19 protein-coding genes are annotated in these 18,961 nt (G+C 69.2%); 14 read left to right on the top strand and 5 right to left on the bottom strand.

Annotated features, from left to right (window positions below; all coding sequences use genetic code 11):
• The first annotated feature begins 43 nt into the window (after nt 1-43).
• Complete coding sequence (locus BGP17_RS15460) at nt 44-856, top strand: DUF815 domain-containing protein (protein ID WP_286712592.1); 813 nt, start codon at nt 44-46, stop codon at nt 854-856.
• Nucleotides 857-928: 72 nt separating this feature from the next.
• The gene (locus BGP17_RS15455) at nt 929-1,945 is read left to right on the top strand and encodes a sensor histidine kinase (protein WP_286712591.1); all 1,017 of its coding nucleotides are present in this window, start codon (nt 929-931) and stop codon (nt 1,943-1,945) included.
• 80 nt (nt 1,946-2,025) lie between these two features.
• On the opposite strand, the gene BGP17_RS15450 is transcribed toward BGP17_RS15455, so the two are convergent.
• The gene (locus BGP17_RS15450) at nt 2,026-3,816 is read right to left on the bottom strand and encodes an ABC-F family ATP-binding cassette domain-containing protein (protein WP_167299684.1); all 1,791 of its coding nucleotides are present in this window, start codon (nt 3,814-3,816) and stop codon (nt 2,026-2,028) included.
• A 98-nt stretch (nt 3,817-3,914) separates the two neighbouring features.
• Here BGP17_RS15450 and BGP17_RS15445 point away from each other — a divergent pair, with 98 nt between their 5' ends.
• From BGP17_RS15445 to BGP17_RS15430, 4 genes are all read left to right on the top strand, one after another.
• Nucleotides 3,915-4,223, top strand: a complete 309-nt coding sequence (locus BGP17_RS15445) for a hypothetical protein (protein ID WP_286712590.1) — start codon at nt 3,915-3,917, stop codon at nt 4,221-4,223.
• Nucleotides 4,224-4,243: 20 nt separating this feature from the next.
• Complete coding sequence (locus tag BGP17_RS15440) at nt 4,244-4,912, top strand: response regulator transcription factor (protein WP_086128141.1); 669 nt, start codon at nt 4,244-4,246, stop codon at nt 4,910-4,912.
• 112 nt (nt 4,913-5,024) lie between these two features.
• On the top strand, nt 5,025-6,362 hold the full coding sequence (locus BGP17_RS15435; RefSeq protein WP_243857369.1) for a sensor histidine kinase: 1,338 nt from the start codon (nt 5,025-5,027) through the stop codon (nt 6,360-6,362).
• A 222-nt stretch (nt 6,363-6,584) separates the two neighbouring features.
• Nucleotides 6,585-7,073: a hypothetical protein gene (locus BGP17_RS15430; protein ID WP_286712589.1), complete on the top strand. Its 489-nt coding sequence runs from the start codon at nt 6,585-6,587 to the stop codon at nt 7,071-7,073.
• Between the two features lie 38 nt (nt 7,074-7,111).
• Here BGP17_RS15430 and BGP17_RS15425 read toward each other — a convergent pair whose 3' ends face one another.
• The gene (locus tag BGP17_RS15425) at nt 7,112-8,101 is read right to left on the bottom strand and encodes an LLM class flavin-dependent oxidoreductase (RefSeq protein WP_286712588.1); all 990 of its coding nucleotides are present in this window, start codon (nt 8,099-8,101) and stop codon (nt 7,112-7,114) included.
• 148 nt (nt 8,102-8,249) lie between these two features.
• Here BGP17_RS15425 and BGP17_RS15420 point away from each other — a divergent pair, with 148 nt between their 5' ends.
• From BGP17_RS15420 to BGP17_RS15405, 4 genes are all read left to right on the top strand, one after another.
• The gene (locus BGP17_RS15420) at nt 8,250-8,918 is read left to right on the top strand and encodes a pyrimidine 5'-nucleotidase (RefSeq protein ID WP_167299688.1); all 669 of its coding nucleotides are present in this window, start codon (nt 8,250-8,252) and stop codon (nt 8,916-8,918) included.
• Entirely contained in the window at nt 8,915-9,733 is an 819-nt protein-coding gene (dapD, locus tag BGP17_RS15415) for a 2,3,4,5-tetrahydropyridine-2,6-dicarboxylate N-succinyltransferase (RefSeq protein ID WP_167299689.1), read from the top strand. The genes BGP17_RS15420 and dapD overlap by 4 nt, the downstream gene beginning before the upstream one ends.
• 263 nt (nt 9,734-9,996) lie before the next feature.
• The gene (locus tag BGP17_RS15410) at nt 9,997-10,761 is read left to right on the top strand and encodes a tryptophan 2,3-dioxygenase (protein WP_286712587.1); all 765 of its coding nucleotides are present in this window, start codon (nt 9,997-9,999) and stop codon (nt 10,759-10,761) included.
• Nucleotides 10,758-11,870: an aminotransferase class V-fold PLP-dependent enzyme gene (locus BGP17_RS15405; protein WP_286712586.1), complete on the top strand. Its 1,113-nt coding sequence runs from the start codon at nt 10,758-10,760 to the stop codon at nt 11,868-11,870. Before BGP17_RS15410 ends, BGP17_RS15405 begins: the two co-directional genes overlap by 4 nt.
• Nucleotides 11,871-11,920: 50 nt before the next feature.
• Here the strand turns inward: BGP17_RS15405 and BGP17_RS15400 are convergent, their stop codons facing one another.
• Nucleotides 11,921-12,220, bottom strand: coding sequence for a UrcA family protein (locus tag BGP17_RS15400; RefSeq protein WP_286712585.1), 300 nt, complete (start codon nt 12,218-12,220; stop codon nt 11,921-11,923).
• Nucleotides 12,221-12,385: 165 nt separating this feature from the next.
• Between BGP17_RS15400 and BGP17_RS15395 the strand changes: the two genes are divergently transcribed.
• Nucleotides 12,386-13,972 (top strand): winged helix-turn-helix domain-containing protein, encoded by a 1,587-nt coding sequence (locus BGP17_RS15395; RefSeq protein ID WP_286712584.1) that lies wholly within the window; start codon nt 12,386-12,388, stop codon nt 13,970-13,972.
• On the opposite strand, the gene BGP17_RS15390 is transcribed toward BGP17_RS15395, so the two are convergent.
• Both BGP17_RS15390 and BGP17_RS15385 read right to left on the bottom strand, forming a co-directional pair.
• Nucleotides 13,957-14,385, bottom strand: coding sequence for a CoA-binding protein (locus BGP17_RS15390; protein WP_286712583.1), 429 nt, complete (start codon nt 14,383-14,385; stop codon nt 13,957-13,959). The genes BGP17_RS15395 and BGP17_RS15390 overlap by 16 nt on opposite strands.
• A gap of 4 nt (nt 14,386-14,389) precedes the next feature.
• A complete protein-coding gene (locus BGP17_RS15385; RefSeq protein WP_167299695.1) occupies nt 14,390-15,346 on the bottom strand; it encodes a P-loop NTPase in 957 nt (318 codons plus the stop codon).
• A gap of 70 nt (nt 15,347-15,416) precedes the next feature.
• Here BGP17_RS15385 and hflK point away from each other — a divergent pair, with 70 nt between their 5' ends.
• From hflK to BGP17_RS15370, 3 genes are all read left to right on the top strand, one after another.
• Nucleotides 15,417-16,520 (top strand): protease modulator HflK, encoded by a 1,104-nt coding sequence (gene hflK / locus BGP17_RS15380; RefSeq protein WP_286712582.1) that lies wholly within the window; start codon nt 15,417-15,419, stop codon nt 16,518-16,520.
• Entirely contained in the window at nt 16,517-17,368 is an 852-nt protein-coding gene (gene hflC, locus BGP17_RS15375; protein WP_286712581.1) for a protease modulator HflC, read from the top strand. The genes hflK and hflC overlap by 4 nt, the downstream gene beginning before the upstream one ends.
• 94 nt (nt 17,369-17,462) lie before the next feature.
• The gene (locus BGP17_RS15370) at nt 17,463-18,959 is read left to right on the top strand and encodes a Do family serine endopeptidase (RefSeq protein ID WP_286712580.1); all 1,497 of its coding nucleotides are present in this window, start codon (nt 17,463-17,465) and stop codon (nt 18,957-18,959) included.
• Nucleotides 18,960-18,961 lie beyond the last annotated feature (2 nt).

Here is an 18,961-nt window from a genome sequence, read left to right as displayed (position 1 = left end):
GTTGGGGGTGAGCCGGCGACGGCACCTCGCTATAGCCACCCCCATGAACGAAGAGATCCTCGCCCGCATCGCCGATGCGCTCGACCGGCTCGCTCCGCCGCCGCCGCCGCCCGCCGATCTCGAGGCGCATCCCGCCTATGTATGGCGCGGGCATGGCCTGGCCCCGGCGCGCGTGTTCGATCCGCTTCCGATCGAGATCCTGCGCGGCGTGGATTCGCAGCGCGAGGCGCTGGTGGCGAACCTCACCCGGCTTTCCGAAGGCCATGCCGCGCAGGACGTGCTGCTCTGGGGCGCGCGCGGCACCGGCAAGTCGGCGCTGGTGAAGAGCGCGGTCGCCGCGGTTCAGGCACGGGGCGGGCGCCTCGCCCTGGTCGAGGCGGTGACCACCGAACTCGCCACCCTGCCCGAACTGTTCGGACTGCTCGGCACGACCGGCCGGCCCTTCGCCGTGTTCCTCGACGATCTCGGCTTCGACGGAGCAGGCGATGCGCGGGCATTGCGCTCGCTGCTCCAGGGCGGAGCCGAGGCCCGGCCGAACAACGCGCGGCTGCTCGTCACTTCGAACCGCCGCCACCTCGTCGTCCGCGACATTGCCGAGCAATCGAGCGCGATCAATCCGCGCGATTCGGCGGACGACGGCCTGGCGCTGGCCGACCGGTTCGGGCTCAGCCTCGGCTTCCATGTCGTCGACCAGGACACCTATGTCGACATCGTCCGCGCCTATGCCGATGCGCATGGCCTCGGCTTCGATCCGGTCGACGCGATCGGCTGGGCAACGCGGCGCGGCAGCCGTTCGGGACGGGTCGCATGGCAATATGTGATTGACCTTGCAGGAAGATCGGGGCGCAATCTGTAATTGCACTGATCCAGATCAAAAAGACCGGCGAGGACGCTTGACTCTCATCGGCGGCCAGTCCCTGCTCGCGCCATGGGGCGAATAGGCGAAACCGATCTTCTCGACCGGCTGGCGCCGAGCGGGCGTGGCACATGGATCGTGCAGCTTGGCCTGGGGTTGCTCGCCACCGCCATGGCCATCGGGCTGCGCACCGCGATCGACAGCTTCGCGCCCGCCGCCGGCCCCTTCGTGCTCGGCTTCCCCGCCATCCTGATCGCGACGCTGTTCGGGCGGTGGCAGGCGGGGCTGCTCACCGGCGTGCTCACCTTGCTCTACAGCTGGTATTTCGTGCTCCCGGTGCGGCACACGCTGGCGCTCAAGTCGCCGGACGAAACCGCGCGGCTGGCGCTGGCGGCGATCAACTATCTGGCGGTGATCGTGATCGCCGAGCTGTTCCGCCGCGCCGTGCGCCGCGCCTCCGACGAGCGCGACCGCGAGATAGCCGAGCGCGACCTGTTCCTCGAGGAATTCGATCACCGGGTGAAGAACAATTTCACGCTGGTCGCCGCCCTGCTCGACATGCAGCGCCGCCGCGCACGGGAGGCGGAGACCCAGGCGGCCCTCTCCTCGGCGCTCGCCCGGGTGGACAGCATCGCCCGGGCGCACAGGCACCTCTATCGCGGCGCGGCGGCGTCGCACGGCGCAGTCGACATGGCGGTCTATCTCGAGGAACTGAGCGCGGCACTGGCCGATGCGCTGTTCCTGCGCGGCGCGATCACGCTCGACTGCGCGTGCGACCATGGCGCGATCCCGCGCGACCGCGCCGTCTCGATCGGGCTGATCGTCAACGAACTGGTGACCAACGCCGCCAAGCACGCCTTTGCGGGGCGCGAAAGCGGGCGGATCGAAGTGCGGTTCGAAGCGACGCCGCAGGGCTGGAGGCTGGTGGTGCGCGACGACGGCGTGGGCATGCCCGCCGATGCCAAGCCCCGCAAGGATGGCGGGCTCGGCCAGAAGCTGATCGACGGCTTCGTCCGGCAGGCACGCGGCACGGCGACGACGGAGACCGGCCCCGGCGGGACGGTGGTCACGGTGGTGCTGGAAGCTTGAGCCAGGCAGATCATGCCCAAACCCCCGCCACCCCCGGGACAAGGCCGGGGTAACGGTCGGCATTGCGGCGCCGTCGCGCCTCAGCCCAGCGCTTCCACCATCTCCGCCAGCTCCAGCCAGCGCATCTCCGCCGCGTCCTTCTCGTCCCGCAGCTTCGAGATGCCGTCGCTGAGCTTCGAGAACCTGCCCGGGTCCTTCGCATAGAGATCGGGATCGGCCAGCGCCGTCTCGTCCCTGGCGATCTGCGCCTCGATCTCCTCGATCCGCCTGGGCAGCAGATCATAGTCGCGCTGGTCCTTGTAGCTGAGCTTGGTCGCCCTTTTCGGCGCTTCGGCCGCCGGCACGGGCTTGGGCGCGGCCTTCCTCGCCTCGATCTTCGGCCGGCGCTTGGCTTCCCAATCGGCATAGCCGCCGACCACCACGTCCACCATCCCCGATCCGTCGAGCCCGAGCGTCACCGTTACCGTGCGATCGAGGAAATCGCGGTCGTGGCTGACGATCAGCACGGTGCCTTCGTAATCGGCGATCACTTCCTGGAGCAGGTCGAGCGTCTCGAGATCGAGATCGTTGGTCGGCTCGTCGAGCACCAGCAGGTTCGAATGACGAGCGAACTCGCGCGCCAGCAGCAGCCGCGAGCGTTCGCCGCCCGATAGCGTGGCGATCTTCGCCTCGGCGATCGAGGGGTCGAACAGGAACTCCTTGAGATAGCCATGGACGTGCTTCCGCACGCCCAGCACCTCGACCCAGTCGCCGCCGTCCGCCAGCACGTCACGGACGGACTTGGCGGGATCCATGAGACTCCGCTGCTGGTCGATGATCACTCCGTTCAGCGTGTTGGAGAGCTTCACGCTGCCTTCGTCGGGCTGGATCTCGCCGGTCAGGAGCTTGAGCAGGGTCGACTTGCCCGCGCCGTTCGCGCCGACGATGCCGATCCGGTCGCCCCGGGTGACGCGGAAGGTCAGGTCCTTGATGATCGTGCGCTGATTCTCCCCGGCGCCGAAGCGCTTGGTGACGTGCTTGGCGTCGATCACCACCTTGGTATTGCTGTCGTCGGCGGCGGTGGCCAGCTTGGCGGCCCCCTGCGGCCCCATCATCGCGGCGCGGGTGGCGCGCATTTCCTTCAGCTTCTCGAGCCGCCCCTGGTTGCGCCGGCGCCGGCCGGTGACGCCGCGCTGGAGCCAATGCTCCTCGATCTTGAGCTTGGCATCGAGGCGCTGCGCGTTGCGCTCCTCCTCGGCATAGACCTGGTCGGTCCAGGCCTCGAACCCGCCGAACCCGACTTCCGCGCGGCGGATCGTGCCGCGGTCGAGCCACAGGGTCGAGCGGGTGAGGCGGGTGAGGAAGGTGCGGTCGTGGCTGATCACGATGAACGCGCCGGTGAAGCGGCTCAGCCAGTCCTCGAGCCACTCGATGGCGGCAAGGTCGAGATGGTTGGTCGGCTCGTCGAGCAGCAGCACGTCGGGGTTCTGCGCCAATGCCCGCGCGATCGCGGCGCGGCGGCGTTCGCCGCCCGACGCCGTCTTCGCGTCGCGGCCCAGGTCGATGCCGAGCTGGTCGGCGATCGCCTCCGCCTCGTGCCGGGGCGGGGCGTCGCTGCCGGAAAGCACATAGTCGAGCAAGGTCGCGCAGCCTTCCATCCGCGGCTCCTGCTCGAGCAGCACGACATGCGTGCCCGGCACGATGGTGCGGCGGCCCTCGTCGCCGTCGATGCTGCCGGCGATCAGCTTGAGCAGCGTCGTCTTGCCCGCGCCGTTGCGGCCGATCAGCGCCAGCCGGTCGCGCTCGCCGATATAGAGGTTCAGGCCGCGGAACAGCCAGCCATGGCCCTGGACGAGACCGAGATTTTCGTAAGCGAGGACAGGTGCAGCCATGCGCGCCACCTAGGGGCCCGCGACGGGCCCGGCAAGTTACCGCCGGCTGAAGCGTGCGTTCAGGGGCTATTCAATGCCCGGACCCTATGCCATCTGCCATGAAGATGTTGGTGACGCCCATCCTTTGCGCCTGTCTGGCGGCGTTCGCGCCCGCCGGGACTGCGGCTGCGCAGCCGGATGGGCATCAGGATTCGGACGGCCGCCCCCGGCGCCAGGCCGGGCCGCCGCTCTCGGTACGCGAGATCGAGCGTCGCGTGGTGCCGCGGTTGCCCGGGGCCCAATATCTCGGTTTCGACTATGATCCCGCAACGGAAGTTTACACGCTGAAGTTCCTGCGCAATGGATCGGTGATCTGGGTGGACGTCGACGGCCGGACCGGCGCGATCGTCCGCAAAACGGGCGATTAGGGCCCGGCGAGGGGAATGACATGCGACTGCTGATCGTCGAGGATGAGCCGAACCTGGGGCAGCAGCTCCGCAACGCGCTGGAAGGCGCGGGCTATGCGGTGGATCTCGCCACCGATGGCGAGGAGGGCCTCTATCTCGGCTCCAACGAGCAATATGACGCGATCATCCTCGATCTCGGCCTGCCGGAGATCGACGGGCTGACCGTGCTCGACCGCTGGCGCAAGGAAGGCAAGACCACCCCGGTCCTGGTGCTCACCGCGCGCGACAGCTGGTCGGACAAGGTGGCCGGCCTCGATGCCGGCGCCGACGACTATGTCGCCAAGCCGTTCCAGACCGAGGAACTGATCGCCCGGCTGCGCGCCCTGATCCGCCGCGCCTCGGGCAATGCCTCCGCCGAGCTGACCGCGGGCGACATCCGGCTCGACACGCGCTCGGGCAAGGTCACGCGCGGCGGCGAGCCGGTGAAGCTGACCGCCCAGGAATACAAGCTGCTCAGCTACCTGCTCCACCACAAGGGCAAGGTGGTGAGCCGCACCGAGCTGATCGAGCATATCTACGACCAGGATTTCGATCGCGATTCGAACACGATCGAAGTCTTCGTCACGCGCATCCGCAAGAAGCTGGGCGCCGATGTGATCACCACCATCCGGGGCCTGGGCTACAGCCTGGAAGAGCCGGCCGACGCCTGAGCGGATGGCACGGCTCGCCCAGACTCTAGGCGGGCTGCGCCGGCGCCTGTTCGGTCGGCCCCTCACCGAGCCGGAGCCCGTCGCGCCGGGCGAGGTGCCGTCGCGCCACTATATGCGCACCACCGGATCGGTGAGCCGGCGCATGCTGCTGGTCGCCACCGCCTGGATCATGCTGCTGCTCGTCGGCGGCGGCATCGCGCTCGACCGGGTGCTGGTGACCACCGTCACCAAGAATTTCGACGATCAGCTCGACTATCTGCTCAAGGCGATGATCTTCTCCGCCGAGCTCGACCAGAATGGCGACGTGATGCTCAACCGCGAGCTCGCCGACCAGCGCTTCCTCGAATATAATTCCGGCGCCTATTGGCAGATCAGCGGCAAGGGCCACGAAGCCTTCCCCTCGCGCTCGCTCTGGGACCAGAAGCTCAAGGTCGACCAGCAGCACAGCGACACCAACGTGCACGTCTATGACAGCCGCCAGCTTCCCGGCCAGCTGCTGCGCGTCGCCGAGCGCGACGCCGTGCTGCCGGGATCGAACGTGCGCTGGCGCTTCCAGGTGGCGCAGAGCCGCGAGACGCTGGACGGGCAGATCGCCCAGCTGCGCCGCACCCTGGTGCGCAGCTTCGTGCTGCTCGGGCTCGGCCTGGTCATCATGGTGGCGCTGCAGACCTGGTACGGGCTGCTGCCGCTGCGCCGGGTGCGCCAGGAGATCGCGCGGCTGCGCGCCGGCGAATCGACGCGCGTCGAAGGCGCGATGCCCGCCGAAGTCGCGCCGATGGTCGAGGAGCTCAACGCGCTGGTCGAGCATAACGACCGCCAGGCCGAGGAGGCCCGGCGCCATGCCGGCAACCTCGCCCATGCGCTCAAGACGCCGCTGAGCGTGATCATGAACGCGGCGGCCGCCGGCCAGCCCGACCTTGCCCAGGCCGTGATCCGCGAGGCGCGCACGATGCGCCGCCAGATCGACCATCACCTCGCCCGCGCCCGCGCCGTCGGCCGCCGCGGCTCGGCGCACAGCCGCGCCCAGGTCTGGCCGTCGATCGAGGCGGTCGAGCGTGCGGTCGCCCGGCTCTATCCGAATGTCCGCATCGACATCGACGGACAGAAGGACCTGGTCGCCCATATCGAGCGGCAGGACCTGGACGACCTGCTCGGCAACCTGGTCGAGAATGCCGCCAAATATGGCGGCGGCAGCGTGTTCATCACCGCCGGGGTGCAGGCCGGGTTCGTCGAGATCCTCGTCGAGGACGACGGCCGCGGCATCCCCGAGGCCGATCGCATCCGCATCTTCGATCGCGGCGTGCGGCTGGACAGCGGCAAGCCCGGCACGGGCCTGGGCCTCGCCATCGTGCGCGACGTCGCCGAAATCTATGACGGCACCGTCAGCCTCGAGGAAAGCGAGGATCTGGGCGGCCTGCTCGTGCGCCTGCGCCTGCCCGCCGCCAGCTGAGGCGATTGCAACAAACTGAAATTCGGCTGCGACGAACCGGACGCAGAGCGTTCGCGAACTCGCGGATTGCCCTCTTTTGTCCGTCGGGTCACGTGGCGGCGCCGGTTTCTGGGGCCGGCGCCGCCCAATCGCGATCCGCCGCCATATAGTCCTTTGTTTACAACATATTAGCACTCATGTGCTAGACTCCGCTCCGGGGATTGTAGACGCGAAGGACCAGCGATGACTTCCATTTCCTCGATAGCGCAGCGGATGGATGCGCGGATCGCGGCGGCGGCCTCGGCCGGCACGATCAGCGCCGACGATCGGGATGCGCTGCGCGGCGCGCTCGGCACGATCGATTCCAGCCTCGCCTCGGATCATCCCGGTAGCGGTACGGGCGGCATGAAGGGCCGGATCGACGGACTGATCGACGCGCAGACGAGGCGCGGCGCGCTGACCGACGACCAGGCGGCCGAGCTCAGGCGCTTCTTCGCGGAGGGGCCCGATGGCGGCCCCGGCAGCCCGCCGCCATCGGGCGACGAGATCCCGGGCGACGACACCGGCACCCCGATCAGCGAAGCCGCGGCGCGCCGGCTCGATGCGATGTCCGCCTTCCTCCAGAAGCTGCGCGACGCCGCCGCGTCGGGCACCACCACCTATGGCGGCAATGCCGGGACGCGAGGCAATGGCGATTCGGCGACCGGCTGGGTGATCGACCGGCAGGCGTGATCGCCTGCCACGATGCGTCATGCCCCGCTCAAATCGGCCTAGAGCCCCCGCATCGCCTCGGTGGCGAGCGACAGGCTCTTCCTGCGGGCCTGGTGATCGAACATCGCGCTGGTGAGCATCAGCTCGTCGGCGCCGGTGCGGGCGATGAAGGCGGCGAGCTGCGCGCGCACCCTGTCCGGCCCGCCGATCGCACTTGCCGACAGCACCTGATCGAGCATCGCATTGCCATGCCCGCCCAGCGTTTCGCGATAGCCCTGCACCGGCGGCGGCAGCTGGATGCCCTTGCCGGTGGTGCGGATCGCGACAAAGGCCTGTTGCTGCGAGCTGGCGAGATACTCCGCCTCCGCATCGGTATCGGCGGCGAAGACGCTGAAGCCCAGCATCAGATGCGGCTTCTCCAGTGCCGCGGAGGGGCGGAAGTTGCGGCGATACGCGTCGATCGCCTCGTCGAGCAGCCCGGGCGCGAAATGCGAGGCAAAGGCATAGGGCAGCCCCAGCATCGCCGCGAGCTGCGCGCCGAACAGGCTGGAGCCGAGAATCCAGATATCGACCTTCGCTCCCGCGCCCGGCGTGGCGCGGATGCCGGTGCGGCCATCATCGGCGAAATAGCTCTGCAGCTCGGCCACGTCGCGCGGGAACTCGTTGCCGTCGCTGCCCAGGCCCCGGCGGATCGCGGCGGAGACGCGCTGGTCCGATCCCGGCGCGCGGCCGAGGCCGAGATCGACCCGGCCGGGGAAGAGCGCGTCCAGCGTGCCGAACTGCTCGGCCACCTGCAGCGGCGCATGGTTGGGCAGCATGATCCCGCCCGCGCCGACCCGGATCGTCGAAGTCGCCTGGCCGACATGCGCGATCACCACCGCGGTGGCGGCGCTCGCAATGCCGTCCATCCCGTGATGCTCGGCCACCCAGTAGCGGGTGAAGCCGAGCCCTTCGACATGGGCGGCCAGATCGGCGGCGTTGGCAAGGGCCTGGGCGGCGTTCCCGCCCTGGACGATGGGAACGAGGTCGAGCAGGGAATAGGCAGTCATGGAGCGCCAGATGGGGAGGCCCAGCACGCTCTGCCATAAAGTTTTCATCGTCGCCGCCGAAGCAATCATCCGTCGCCGCGGCTCATATCCGTCGCCCCGGCGAGAGAAGCCTTGATAGCCCGGCCCGCTCGGCCTAACCGCCCCGGACATGGACCCCGCCCTGTCGCACATCCGCAACTGGATCTTCGATCTGGACAACACGCTCTACCCGGTGAGCGCCAACCTGTTCGCGATGATCGACGCGCGGATCGGCCAGTATGTCCAGAACCTCCTCGGGCTCGACGCAGCCGAGGCGCACAAGGTGCAGAAGGGCTATTTCCACGCGCACGGCACCACGCTGGCCGGGCTGATGGCCGAGCACGGCACCGATCCCCACCATTATCTGGCGGACGTGCACGACGTCGACATGAGCGTGCTCGAAGTGAACGAGACGCTGGTCGCGGCGCTCGCCCGCCTGCCCGGCCGCAAGCTCGTCTTCACCAACGGCGACGCCCCCTATGCGACGCGGGTGCTCGACAGGCTCGGCCTGGGCGCCACTTTCGAGGCGATCCACGACGTCCATGCGACCGGCTATCGCCCCAAGCCGGATCCGTTGGCCTATCGGGGCCTGTGCGACGCGTACGGCCTCGACCCGGCGCACAGCCTGTTCGTCGAGGACATGGCGCGCAACCTGGAGCCCGCCAAGGCGATCGGCATGACCACGGTGTGGATCGACAATGGCTCCGAACAGGCGCCCGACACGGAGCGCGGCTTCATCGACTATACCGTCAACGATCTCGGAGCCTGGCTCCACAGCATCCTGGAGACTTCCGAATGACCGACCTGCAGACGACCATCGACGCCGCCTGGGAAGACCGCGCCAATCTGGGCTTCGGCACCGAGGGCGCGGTACGCGAGGCGGTGGCCGAGGCGCTGAACCTGCTCGACCGTGGCGAAGCGCGCGTCGCCGAGCCGGTTTCGGATGGCTGGCAGGTCAACCAGTGGCTGAAAAAGGCGGTGCTGCTCAGCTTCCGCCTCAACGACAACCAGGTGATCCAGGGCCCGGGCGGCGCCAACTGGTTCGACAAGGTGCCGTCGAAGTTCGCCAATTGGGGCGAGGACGCGTTCCGCCAGGCCGGTTTCCGCGCCGTGCCCGGCTCGGTCGTCCGCCACGGCGCGCATATCGCCAGGGGTGCGGTGCTGATGCCGAGCTTCGTCAATATCGGCGCCCATGTCGGCGAGGGCACGATGGTCGACACCTGGGCCACCGTGGGCAGCTGCGCGCAGATCGGCCGGAACGTCCATCTGTCGGGCGGCGTCGGCATCGGCGGCGTGCTCGAGCCGCTCCAGGCTGATCCGGTGATCATCGGCGACGGCGCCTTTATCGGCGCGCGCGCCGAAGTGGCCGAGGGCGTGCGCGTCGGCGAAGGCGCGGTGCTCTCGATGGGCGTCTATCTCGGCGCCTCGACCAAGATCATCGACCGCGCCACCGGCGAAGTGCATCGCGGCCATGTCCCGCCCTATTCGGTGGTGGTGCCGGGCACGATCCCGGGCGAGGCCGGCAAGCCCGGCCTCTATTGCGCGGTGATCGTGAAGACGGTGGACGCGCAGACCCGCTCGAAGACCGGGATCAACGAGCTACTGCGCGACTGATCCTCGCCGGATGCCGGTCACGGTGCCCGCCATGCGCAACCCATGGGCGGGGTCGGCGGCGACCGATCGGCGGCGCGCATGCGCACGAATGCCGTCCCCTTGCCCCGGGGACGGTAGAAGCGGCGGGTGATGCCGGTCAGGTCGGCGGATCGATCGCGCCGCGGGCGAACGGCCGGAAAGGGCCATGGCGCGACCCCGCCCCGCTCGATCGCTAGGGCCACGAAAACGGATGCAGGGGCCACCGCCAGGCGATATGCCGGGGCATGACCGAAAGCATGACCTATGGGCGCTATCTCGCCCTCGACCAGCTGCTCGCAGCCCAGCATCCGCTGTCGGACCGGCATGACGAGCTGCTCTTCATCATCATCCACCAGACCAAGGAACTCTGGCTCAAGCAGATGATCGCCGAGCTGCGCGCGGCGCTCGATCTGGTCCGCGCCGACAAGCCGGTGGAAGCATATAAGTCGCTCGCCCGGGTCAGCCGCATCCAGGCGGTGATGACGCTCAGCTGGGACGTGCTCGCGACGATGACGCCCACCGACTATACGCGCTTCCGCGAAGTGCTGGGCACCAGCTCGGGCTTCCAGTCGGACCAGTTCCGCGCGGTCGAGACGATGCTGGGCCTGCGCGGCGGCGGCGTGCCGGGGCCGCTCACCACGCAAGTCGCGGCGCTGCCCAGCCTGTGGGACGAAGCGAATGCCGCGCTCGCCCGCGCTGGCTTCGCCGTGCCGCCCGAGGCGCTGGAGCGCGATTGGCGCAAGCCCTATGTACCCAGCAAGGCAGTCGAGGATGCCTGGGCCGAAGTCTATCGCGACACCACGCGCTGGTGGGAGCTGTACCAGCTCGCCGAGAAGCTGGTCGATATCGACGATGCGCTCTCCACCTGGCGGCACAAGCACGTCATCACCGTGAGCCGGGTGATCGGCATGAAGCCCGGCACCGGCGGCACGCCCGGCGTCCCCTATCTCGAATCGACGCTGGCCAAGCGCGCCTTCCCCGAACTCTGGACGCTGCGGACCCAGCTGTGACGGGCTACAAGCACCTGTTCCAGCGCGCGCTGGCGGCGGCGCCCGAGCGGCTGCACTTCGCCGCGCATTCGCATCATCTGTGGCCCGATGCCTCCTATGTCGGCCAGCTCGCCGCCTGGGAGGACGGCGTGCGCCTTGCCGACCGCAAATGGGAGCGGGTGATGGGCGAGATCTGGCCCGCGGCCCAGGCGCATGTCGCGGCCGAACTCGGGCTGCCCGATCCGGGCACCCTGGTGTTCGCTCCGAACACCCATATGCTGCTGCTCGCCATCGCCTCGGCGCTGCCGCGCCGGCCGCTGCGCATCCTTGCCAGCGACGGCGAGTTCCACAGCTTCCGCCGTCAGGCCGCGCGCTGGGAGGAAGCGGGCACGGCGATCGTCGAACGCGCGCCGCTGGACCGGATCGCCGAGCACGCGAAGGCGGGCGGGCACGACCTGATCTTCGTCAGCCAGGTCCAGTTCGGCACCGGCCATGTGCTGAAGGACATCGCCGCGCTCGCCGCGCTCGCCCGGCCCGACGGCCCCTGGGTGGTGATCGACGGCTATCACGGCTTCATGGCGCTGGAGACCGACCTGTCGGCGGTGGCCGACAAGGTCTTCTACCTCGCCGGCGGCTATAAATACGCCATGGCCGGAGAAGGCTGCGCGTTCCTCCACGCCCCGCCCGGCTTCGGCCCGCGGCCGGAAGTCACCGGCTGGTATGCCGAGTTCGAGGACCTGTCGCTGCCGCCGGGCAGCATCGGCTACGCCCCGGACGGCCGCCGCTTCCTGGGCGCGACCTTCGATCCCTCGGGCATCTACCGCTTCGTCGCGGTGCGCGACATGCTGCGTGAGGAAGGCCTCACCACCGCGGCGATCGCGGCGCATGTCGACGGCCTGCGCGCGCAACTGCTCGCCGGCCTGCCGATCGCGGCCGAGCTGCTCAATCCGGGCAGCCCCGCGCGCTTCCTGGCGCTCCGCTCCCCGAACGCCCAGCGCTGGAAGGCCGTGCTGGAAGCCGAGGAAGTGATCACCGATGTGCGCGGCGACGTGCTGCGCATCGGCTTCGGCCTCTACCAGGACGCGCGCGACGTGGTGCGGCTGATCGAGGCGCTTTCCGAACTCCGCTAGAAAAAGCGGCCGGGCGGGCAATGCGCGGCCCTGCCCGGCCGTGAGGAAGTTCAGCGGCGCGCGACTCGCGCGGCGCCCCAGCGAGCGGCCAGCTGGCGGCCGACGTCGCGCTCGACCGTGGCGCGGCAGCGCTGGATCCGGCCCACTTCGTCCTGGTCGGCGCCCGCATAGGAACCGCAGACCTGCTCGGTCGCGGCGGCGAGGCGGCGGTCGAGCGCGGCGCGCCCGGCGGCGCTGTTCAGGTCGAGATCGGCATGGCGAACGGTGGCGCTTCGCTCCGGCCGGCCCTCGGCCAGGGCAGGGACGGCGAGCAGCGTGGCGGCGGCGAGGGCGGCGATGAACCTGGGCATGTCTGGCTCCCTTCCATGGGGATTTCCGGCATCGTGCCGGGACCTCGATCTGATCGCCCGGAAAGCGCCCGGCAGAGAGGATGACGAGCCGATGAAGAGCTGATGAAATGCCGATGATTCGCCGATAGGGTGGCGCGCGAAGCGAAATACGGAGATGGGAGGGGCGTGGAGGGCCGCATCGATCTGGCACATGAAGCGGCGTTTCGGCTGGGCGGGCTCGAAGTGCGCCCGGCGCTGCGCCAGCTCGCCCGCGACGACGGCACCGAGGAAGTGCTCGAACCGCGGGTGATGCAGGTGCTCGTCGCGCTCGCCAGGGCAGACGGCGCGATCCTGAGCCGTGACGACCTGACTCGCTCGTGCTGGGAGGGGCGCGTCGTGGGCGAGGACGCGATCAATCGCGTGATCTCGCGCCTGCGCCGCGCCGCCGAGGGGATCGGCCAGCGCAGCTTCCGGATCGAGACGGTCACCAAGGTGGGCTACCGGCTGGTGCGCGCGGGCGATGCCGCCGATCTTCCCATATCGCGCGACGCCGCGCTGGAGGGGATGCGCACCGAACTGCGCCGCCTGAAGCTCGATCGGCGCGCGATGTTCACCGGGGCCGGCGTGGCGCTGGCCGCGAGCGGCGGGTTCCTCGCCTGGCGCCGCTTCGGCACGGCGCCCTCCGTGCCGGGGCAGCAAAAACCGCCCGAGGACATTGCGCCACTGATGATCCAGGCGCAGATGGCGATGACCCAGGGCACGGTGGAGGGCAGCAACCAGGCGATCGGCCTGCTGCGCCGCGTGGTGCTGCTGCGGCCCGACTATGCCGATGGCTGGGGCCTGCTCGCCCTATCCTACTCGGCGGCGGCGGTCGGCTGGCCGCAACGGTTCGAAGCGGACATGCGCACCCGCGCCGCCGAGGCGCGTCGCCGCGCGCTGGCGCTCGATCCCCGCAATGCCTATGCCCTCGCCGCGGAGGGGCTGGGCAAGCCGGTGCTCGGCAACTGGCTCGCCGCCGAGCGCGGGCTGCGCACCAGCCTCGCCCAGCATCCCGGCAACGAGATGCTGACCAGCGCGCTGGCCGGCATGATGCTGGGCGTGGGCCGCTGCGCGGAGGCCGCCAACCTGCTGGACGGGATCTGGAGGCGCATGCCGCCCAATCCGGGCCTCGCCTATACGCACATCCAGACCCTGTGGGCCACCGGCCGGCTCGACGAAGCCGACAAGGCGATGGACGATGCGGTCGCGCTGTTCCCCACCCATTTCGCGGTGTGGTTCACGCGCTTCTACGTGCTGATGTATACCGGCCGCGCGCGCGAGGCGATCGCGCTGGGCGAAAATCGCGAGACGCGCCCGACCGGCATCCCCGACTGGAATTTCGAACAGGTGCTGACGGTGGCGCGCGCGATGCTCAGCCGGGCACCGCGCGATATCGACGCCGCCGTCGCCGCTGCGCTCGAAGGCGCGCATCGCGGCGCGGGCTTCGCCGAGAACGGCATGCAGTTCCTGTCCGCGCTCGGCCGGCCGGACGAGGCCTTTGCCGTCGCCGACGCCTATTTCTTCGCCCGCGGCTTCGATCCGGGCGAGCTGCGCTTTTCCACCGAACAGGGCACCTATACGCGGCGCAGCGCTCGGCGCACCCATATGCTGTTCCTGCCCTCGACCACGGCGATGCGCGCCGATCCGCGCTTCCTGCGCCTTGCCGAGGAGATCGGGCTGGTCCGCTACTGGAAGGACGCGGGCGTGCGACCCGACTATCAGGCGACGGGCTGAATCCCCAGCCGGGGGATCTCGATCGCCGGGCAGCGATCCATCACCACCTTGAGGCCCGCCGCCTCGGCACGGGCGGCAGCTTCGGCGTTGATCACGCCCAATTGCATCCACACCGCCCTGGCGCCGGCAGCGATCGCCTCGTCCACCGCCTCGCCGGCGGCCTGGGGGCGGCGGAAGATGTCGATCAGGTCGATCGGCTCGCCGATCTGGGAGAGCGCGCGGAACACGAACTCGCCATGCACATGCTCGCCGGTGATCTGCGGATTGACCGGGATCACGCGGTAGCCCTGGCGCTGGAGAAAGGCCATCACGCCATAGCTCGGCCGATCGGGCCGATCGGATGCGCCGATCATCGCGATGGTGCGCACGCTCTCCAGCAGCGCCCTGATGTCCTCGTCCCGCGTCAGCGGCATCGCTTCATCCTTTCAGCCAGTCGTCCACCCGCCCCGCCAATCCGGCAAACAGCTGGGCCGCGGGTCCGTTCCCCGCGGCCGGCGGCTCGCCCGCGTCGGAAGCGGCGCGGATCGCCATCTCGAGCGGCACGCGGCCGAGGAACGGAATGCCGAGCTTCGCCGCCGCCGCCTCGGCGCCGCCCGCCCCGAACGGATCGGAGACTTCGCCGCAATGCGGGCAGGCATAGCCCGACATGTTCTCGATCAGGCCGATCACCGGTACGCCGGCCTTGTTGAACAGGTCGATCGCCCGGGTGGCGTCGATCAGCGCCAGGTCCTGCGGCGTCGAGACGATCACCGCGCCTGCCGGCTTGTGCTTCTGGATCATCGTGAGCTGCACGTCGCCGGTGCCCGGCGGCAGATCGAGCACCAGCAGCTCGGCATCGCCCCAATCGGCATCGACCAGCTGGCCGAGCGCGCCGCCCGCCATCGGCCCGCGCCAGGCGATCGCCTGCCCCTCGGCCACCAGCCCGCCCATCGACAGCATCGGCACGCCGAAACGGGTCTCGACCGGCAGCAACACTTTCTCACGCGCCTGGGGCCGCACGCCCTCCACGCCCATCAGCCTCGGCTGCGAGGGGCCGTAGATGTCGGCATCGACCAGCCCGACCCGGCGCCCGCGCGCGTGCAGCGCGATGGCGAGGTTGGCCGCGACGGTCGACTTGCCCACTCCGCCCTTGCCGCTCGCCACCGCGATCAGCCGCCGGGTGCGGCGCTCGCTGGTCATCAGCACGCGCACCGCGTCGATCCCCGGCAGGGCGGCAGCGGCGGCGCGGACATCGGCTTCGAGCTCTGCGCGCGCGGCTTCGCCGAGCCCGGTCACGTCGAGCACGATGCTGGCGCGGGCCCCTTCGAGACGGGCAGTGGCACGGCCGGCGGAGACGGGTTCGAGCGCGGCCGCAAGGGCTTCATTGTCGGTCATCGCGTGCCAGATAGGCGCACAATCGCCGCGCGCCACTGTAAATCCGCGCGCACGCCCCTATAAAGGCGCAATGGCAAACCTGATGAGCTGGCTGGGCAAGGCCGGTATTCTGCAGAACGAAGCCCCCAAGAGCCCCTGGGGCTCCGGCGGCGGCAGTGGAAATGGCGGTGGCTCGGGCGACGGCAAGGGCGGCTCCGGCGGCGGGCCGCGCAACCCCTGGTCCTTCCCGCCCGAGGGGCGGCGCCCCCGCTCCGGCGGCGGCGATGGCGGCGGTGGCGGCCTGTTCGAAGAGCTGTTCCGCCGCGCGCGCGGCGGCGGCTTTCCCGGAGCGCCGGGCGGCGCCCGGCTCTGGGCCCTGGTGATCGTCGGCCTGTTGCTGATCTGGGTGATCTTCACCAGCTTCCACACGATCGGCCCGCGCGAGCGCGGCGTGGTCACCACGCTCGGCCGCTATACCGGCACGCTCGATTCGGGCGTGAAGTTCACGTTGCCGGCACCGATCCAGATGGTCGACGTCGTCGATGTCGGCAGCGTGCGCACCGAGAAATTCCCCGAGAGCGGCGCCAACCTGATGCTCACCGGCGATCAGAACATCGTCGACCTCGCCTATTCGGTGAACTGGTATATCACCGACGCTGCCGACTATTCCTTCCAGATCAAGGATCCGAAGGAAACGGTGAAGGATACCGCCGAGAGCGCGATGCGCGCGGTGATCGCCACCACCACGCTCACCGAGGCGATCGGCGAGGGCCAGGGCAGGATCTCGTCCGACGTGCAGGCGGCGATGCAGAAGATCCTCGACGAATATCATGCCGGCATCCGCGTCCAGAGCGTCGCGCTCACCAAGGCCGCCGCGCCCGAGCAGGTGGACGACGCCTTCAAGGCGGTCCAGGCCGCGCAGCAGGGCGCCCAGGGCGCACGCAACAATGCCAATGGCTACGCCCAGCAGGTGATCGCCGTCGCGCAGGGCGAGGCCGCCGAGTTCGACAAGATCTACGAGCAGTACAAGACCGCTCCCCAGGTCACGCGCCGCCGCCTCTATTACGAGACGATGGAGCAAGTGCTCGCGCGCACCAACAAGACGATCGTCGAGGCGCCCGGCGTCACCCCCTATCTGCCGCTGCCGGGGATCCGCCCCGATGCCGGCAAGGCCCAGCAGGGAGACCAGAAATGACCTGGCTGCGCAGCCCCATCGGCATCGCCGTCGCGCTCATCGTCGCGGTCATCGTGATGATGAGCACCGTCGCGATCGTGCCCGAGACCAAGCAGGCGGTGATCCTGCGGCTCGAACAGCCCAAGCGCGTGGTCAATGCCTGGCGCTCGGGCGAGACGTTCGGCCGCACCAATGCCGGGCCGATCTTCCGCATTCCGTTCATCGACCGGATCGTCTGGGTCGACAAGCGCGTGCTCTCGGTCGACCTGCCCAACGAGCCGGTGCTCTCCACCGACCAGCTGCGGCTCCAGATCGATGCCTATGCCCGCTTCCGCGTCACCGATCCGCTCAAGATGGTCGTCTCCATCGGCACCGAGGAGCGCGCGCGCGACCAGCTCCAGCCGCTGTTCCGCTCGGCGCTGCGCAACGAGCTCGGCAAGCGTCCCTCGGCGGTGCTGCTCAGCCCGGAGCGCGGCCAGGTGATGGACAATATCCAGGGCGCGCTCCAGCAGCTCGCCGCGCAATATGGCGTCTCCATCGTCGACGTGCGGATCAAGCAGACCGAGCTTCCCTCGGGCTCGCCGCTCGACAGCGCGTTCGAGCGGATGAAGACGGCGCGCTACCAGGAAGCCAAGACGATCGAGGCCCAGGGCATGAAGGACGCGCAGATCATCCGCGCCAACGCCGACGCCCAGGCCGCGCAGATCTATGCCCAGGCCTTCAACAAGGATCCGGAATTCTATGATTTCTGGCGCGCGATGCGCTCGTATCGGACGACGTTCCTGAATACCGATCCGGCCAAGGGCGATACGTCGATCATCCTGTCGCCGAACAATTCCTATCTGAAGGAATTCATGGGGCAACGATGAGCCTTTCGATCCGTTCATATTCAATCGCCGTTCAGCATTTCGGCGCAAATATTCCGTTCGAACGCTTTTCCTTCGTCTGAGAGGACCGACTCACGTGCGTTACGCTTACGCTCTCACTACCGCCATCCTGCTGAGCGGCGCCGCCGCGACGATGACGCTCAACCAGCCGGCCGGTGCGCAGACCGCGCAGAACGAGCCCGGCGCGATCCAGGCCGCCGCGCCCAAGGCCGGTGCGCCGATGAGCTTCGCCGACATGGTCGCCAAGCTGCAGCCGGCGGTCGTCAACATCTCGACCACGCAGCGCGTGACGATGAACGCCAATCCGTTCGCCGGCACGCCGTTCGAGGCATTCGGCGGCGGCAACCAGCCGGTCACGCGCCAGGCCGAATCGCTCGGCTCGGGCTTCCTGATCTCGGCCGACGGCTATGTCGTGACCAACAATCACGTCATCTCGGCGGGCGCGCGCGGCGCCACCGTCGAATCGATCACGGTCACCCTGCCCGACAAGCGCGAGTTCAAGGCCAAGCTGATCGGCAACGACGCGCAGTCGGACCTCGCCGTGCTCAAGATCGAAGGCACCAACCTGCCCTTCGTGAAGTTCGGCGATTCGACGAGCGCCCGGGTGGGCGACTGGGTCGTCGCGATCGGCAATCCGTTCGGGCTGGGCGGCTCGGTTACCGCCGGCATCGTCTCGGCGCTGCACCGCGTCACCGGCCAGGGCGGCGCCTATGACCGCTTCATCCAGACCGACGCCTCGATCAATCGCGGCAATTCGGGCGGCCCGATGTTCGACCTGAACGGCAATGTGATCGGCATCAACTCGCAGATCCTGTCGCCCACCGGCGGCAATGTCGGCATCGGCTTCGCGATCCCGGCGGAAGAAGCCAAGCCGGTGATCGACACGCTGATGAAGGGCGGCAAGATCGCCCGCGGCTATCTCGGCATCGGCATGCAGGACCTGACCGACGACATCGCCGACGGCCTTGGCGTGCCCAAGGGCCAGGGCACCGTCGTCGCCCGCGTCGAGCCGGGCCAGCCGGCGGAGAAGGCCGGGCTCAAGCAGGGCGACGTGATCGTCAAGGTCGACGGCAAGGCCGTCACGCCCGATCAGACGCTGTCCTATCTCGTCGCGAATGTGAAGCCGGGCACCCGCGTGCCGCTCGAGCTTTACCGCGACGGCAAGCGCCAGACGGTGAACATCGTGGTCGGCACGCGCCCCCCCGAGGAACAGCTCGCCCAGTTCGATCCGAACGACGAGAATTCCGGCCCGGGCGGCGGCGACACGGAGACGATGGCCGCGGCTTCACTCGGCGTGCAGGTGGCACCGCTCACTCCGCAGATCGCTCAGAGCGTGGGCGTCAACCCGAGCACCACCGGCGTGGTCGTGCTCCAGGTGAGCCAGGCGAGCGACGCGGCGGGCAAGGGCCTGCAGCGCGGCGACGTGATCACCACGGTCAACCGCCAGCCGGTGGCCAGCGCGGCCGATGTCGCCAAGCAGGTCCAGGCGGCGAAGAGCGCGGGCAAGGGCAATGTCCTGCTCTGGGTCCAGCGCCGCGCCCTTGGCCGCTTCGTCTCGGTCGGCATCAACTAAAA

The sequence above is a fragment of the Sphingomonas sp. 67-41 genome, from assembly GCF_001899725.1.
GTDB lineage: Bacteria > Pseudomonadota > Alphaproteobacteria > Sphingomonadales > Sphingomonadaceae > Sphingomonas > Sphingomonas leidyi.
Note: the sequence above shows the minus strand (reverse complement) of the source record. Positions and strands in the feature narration are given on the sequence as shown.

Bases quoted from the DNA above. Each gene is read 5' to 3' on its own strand.
- BGP17_RS15460 (WP_286712592.1), top strand. From the start codon at position 44: ATGAACGAAGAGATCCTCGCCCGCATCGCCGATGCGCTCGACCGGCTC.
- BGP17_RS15455 (WP_286712591.1), top strand. From the start codon at position 929: ATGGGGCGAATAGGCGAAACCGATCTTCTCGACCGGCTGGCGCCGAGC.
- BGP17_RS15450 (WP_167299684.1), bottom strand. From the start codon at position 3,816: ATGGCTGCACCTGTCCTCGCTTACGAAAATCTCGGTCTCGTCCAGGGC.
- BGP17_RS15445 (WP_286712590.1), top strand. From the start codon at position 3,915: ATGAAGATGTTGGTGACGCCCATCCTTTGCGCCTGTCTGGCGGCGTTC.
- BGP17_RS15440 (WP_086128141.1), top strand. From the start codon at position 4,244: ATGCGACTGCTGATCGTCGAGGATGAGCCGAACCTGGGGCAGCAGCTC.
- BGP17_RS15435 (WP_243857369.1), top strand. From the start codon at position 5,025: ATGCGCACCACCGGATCGGTGAGCCGGCGCATGCTGCTGGTCGCCACC.
- BGP17_RS15430 (WP_286712589.1), top strand. From the start codon at position 6,585: ATGACTTCCATTTCCTCGATAGCGCAGCGGATGGATGCGCGGATCGCG.
- BGP17_RS15425 (WP_286712588.1), bottom strand. From the start codon at position 8,101: ATGACTGCCTATTCCCTGCTCGACCTCGTTCCCATCGTCCAGGGCGGG.
- BGP17_RS15420 (WP_167299688.1), top strand. From the start codon at position 8,250: ATGGACCCCGCCCTGTCGCACATCCGCAACTGGATCTTCGATCTGGAC.
- dapD (WP_167299689.1), top strand. From the start codon at position 8,915: ATGACCGACCTGCAGACGACCATCGACGCCGCCTGGGAAGACCGCGCC.
- BGP17_RS15410 (WP_286712587.1), top strand. From the start codon at position 9,997: ATGACCGAAAGCATGACCTATGGGCGCTATCTCGCCCTCGACCAGCTG.
- BGP17_RS15400 (WP_286712585.1), bottom strand. From the start codon at position 12,220: ATGCCCAGGTTCATCGCCGCCCTCGCCGCCGCCACGCTGCTCGCCGTC.
- BGP17_RS15390 (WP_286712583.1), bottom strand. From the start codon at position 14,385: ATGCCGCTGACGCGGGACGAGGACATCAGGGCGCTGCTGGAGAGCGTG.
- BGP17_RS15385 (WP_167299695.1), bottom strand. From the start codon at position 15,346: ATGACCGACAATGAAGCCCTTGCGGCCGCGCTCGAACCCGTCTCCGCC.
- hflK (WP_286712582.1), top strand. From the start codon at position 15,417: ATGGCAAACCTGATGAGCTGGCTGGGCAAGGCCGGTATTCTGCAGAAC.
- hflC (WP_286712581.1), top strand. From the start codon at position 16,517: ATGACCTGGCTGCGCAGCCCCATCGGCATCGCCGTCGCGCTCATCGTC.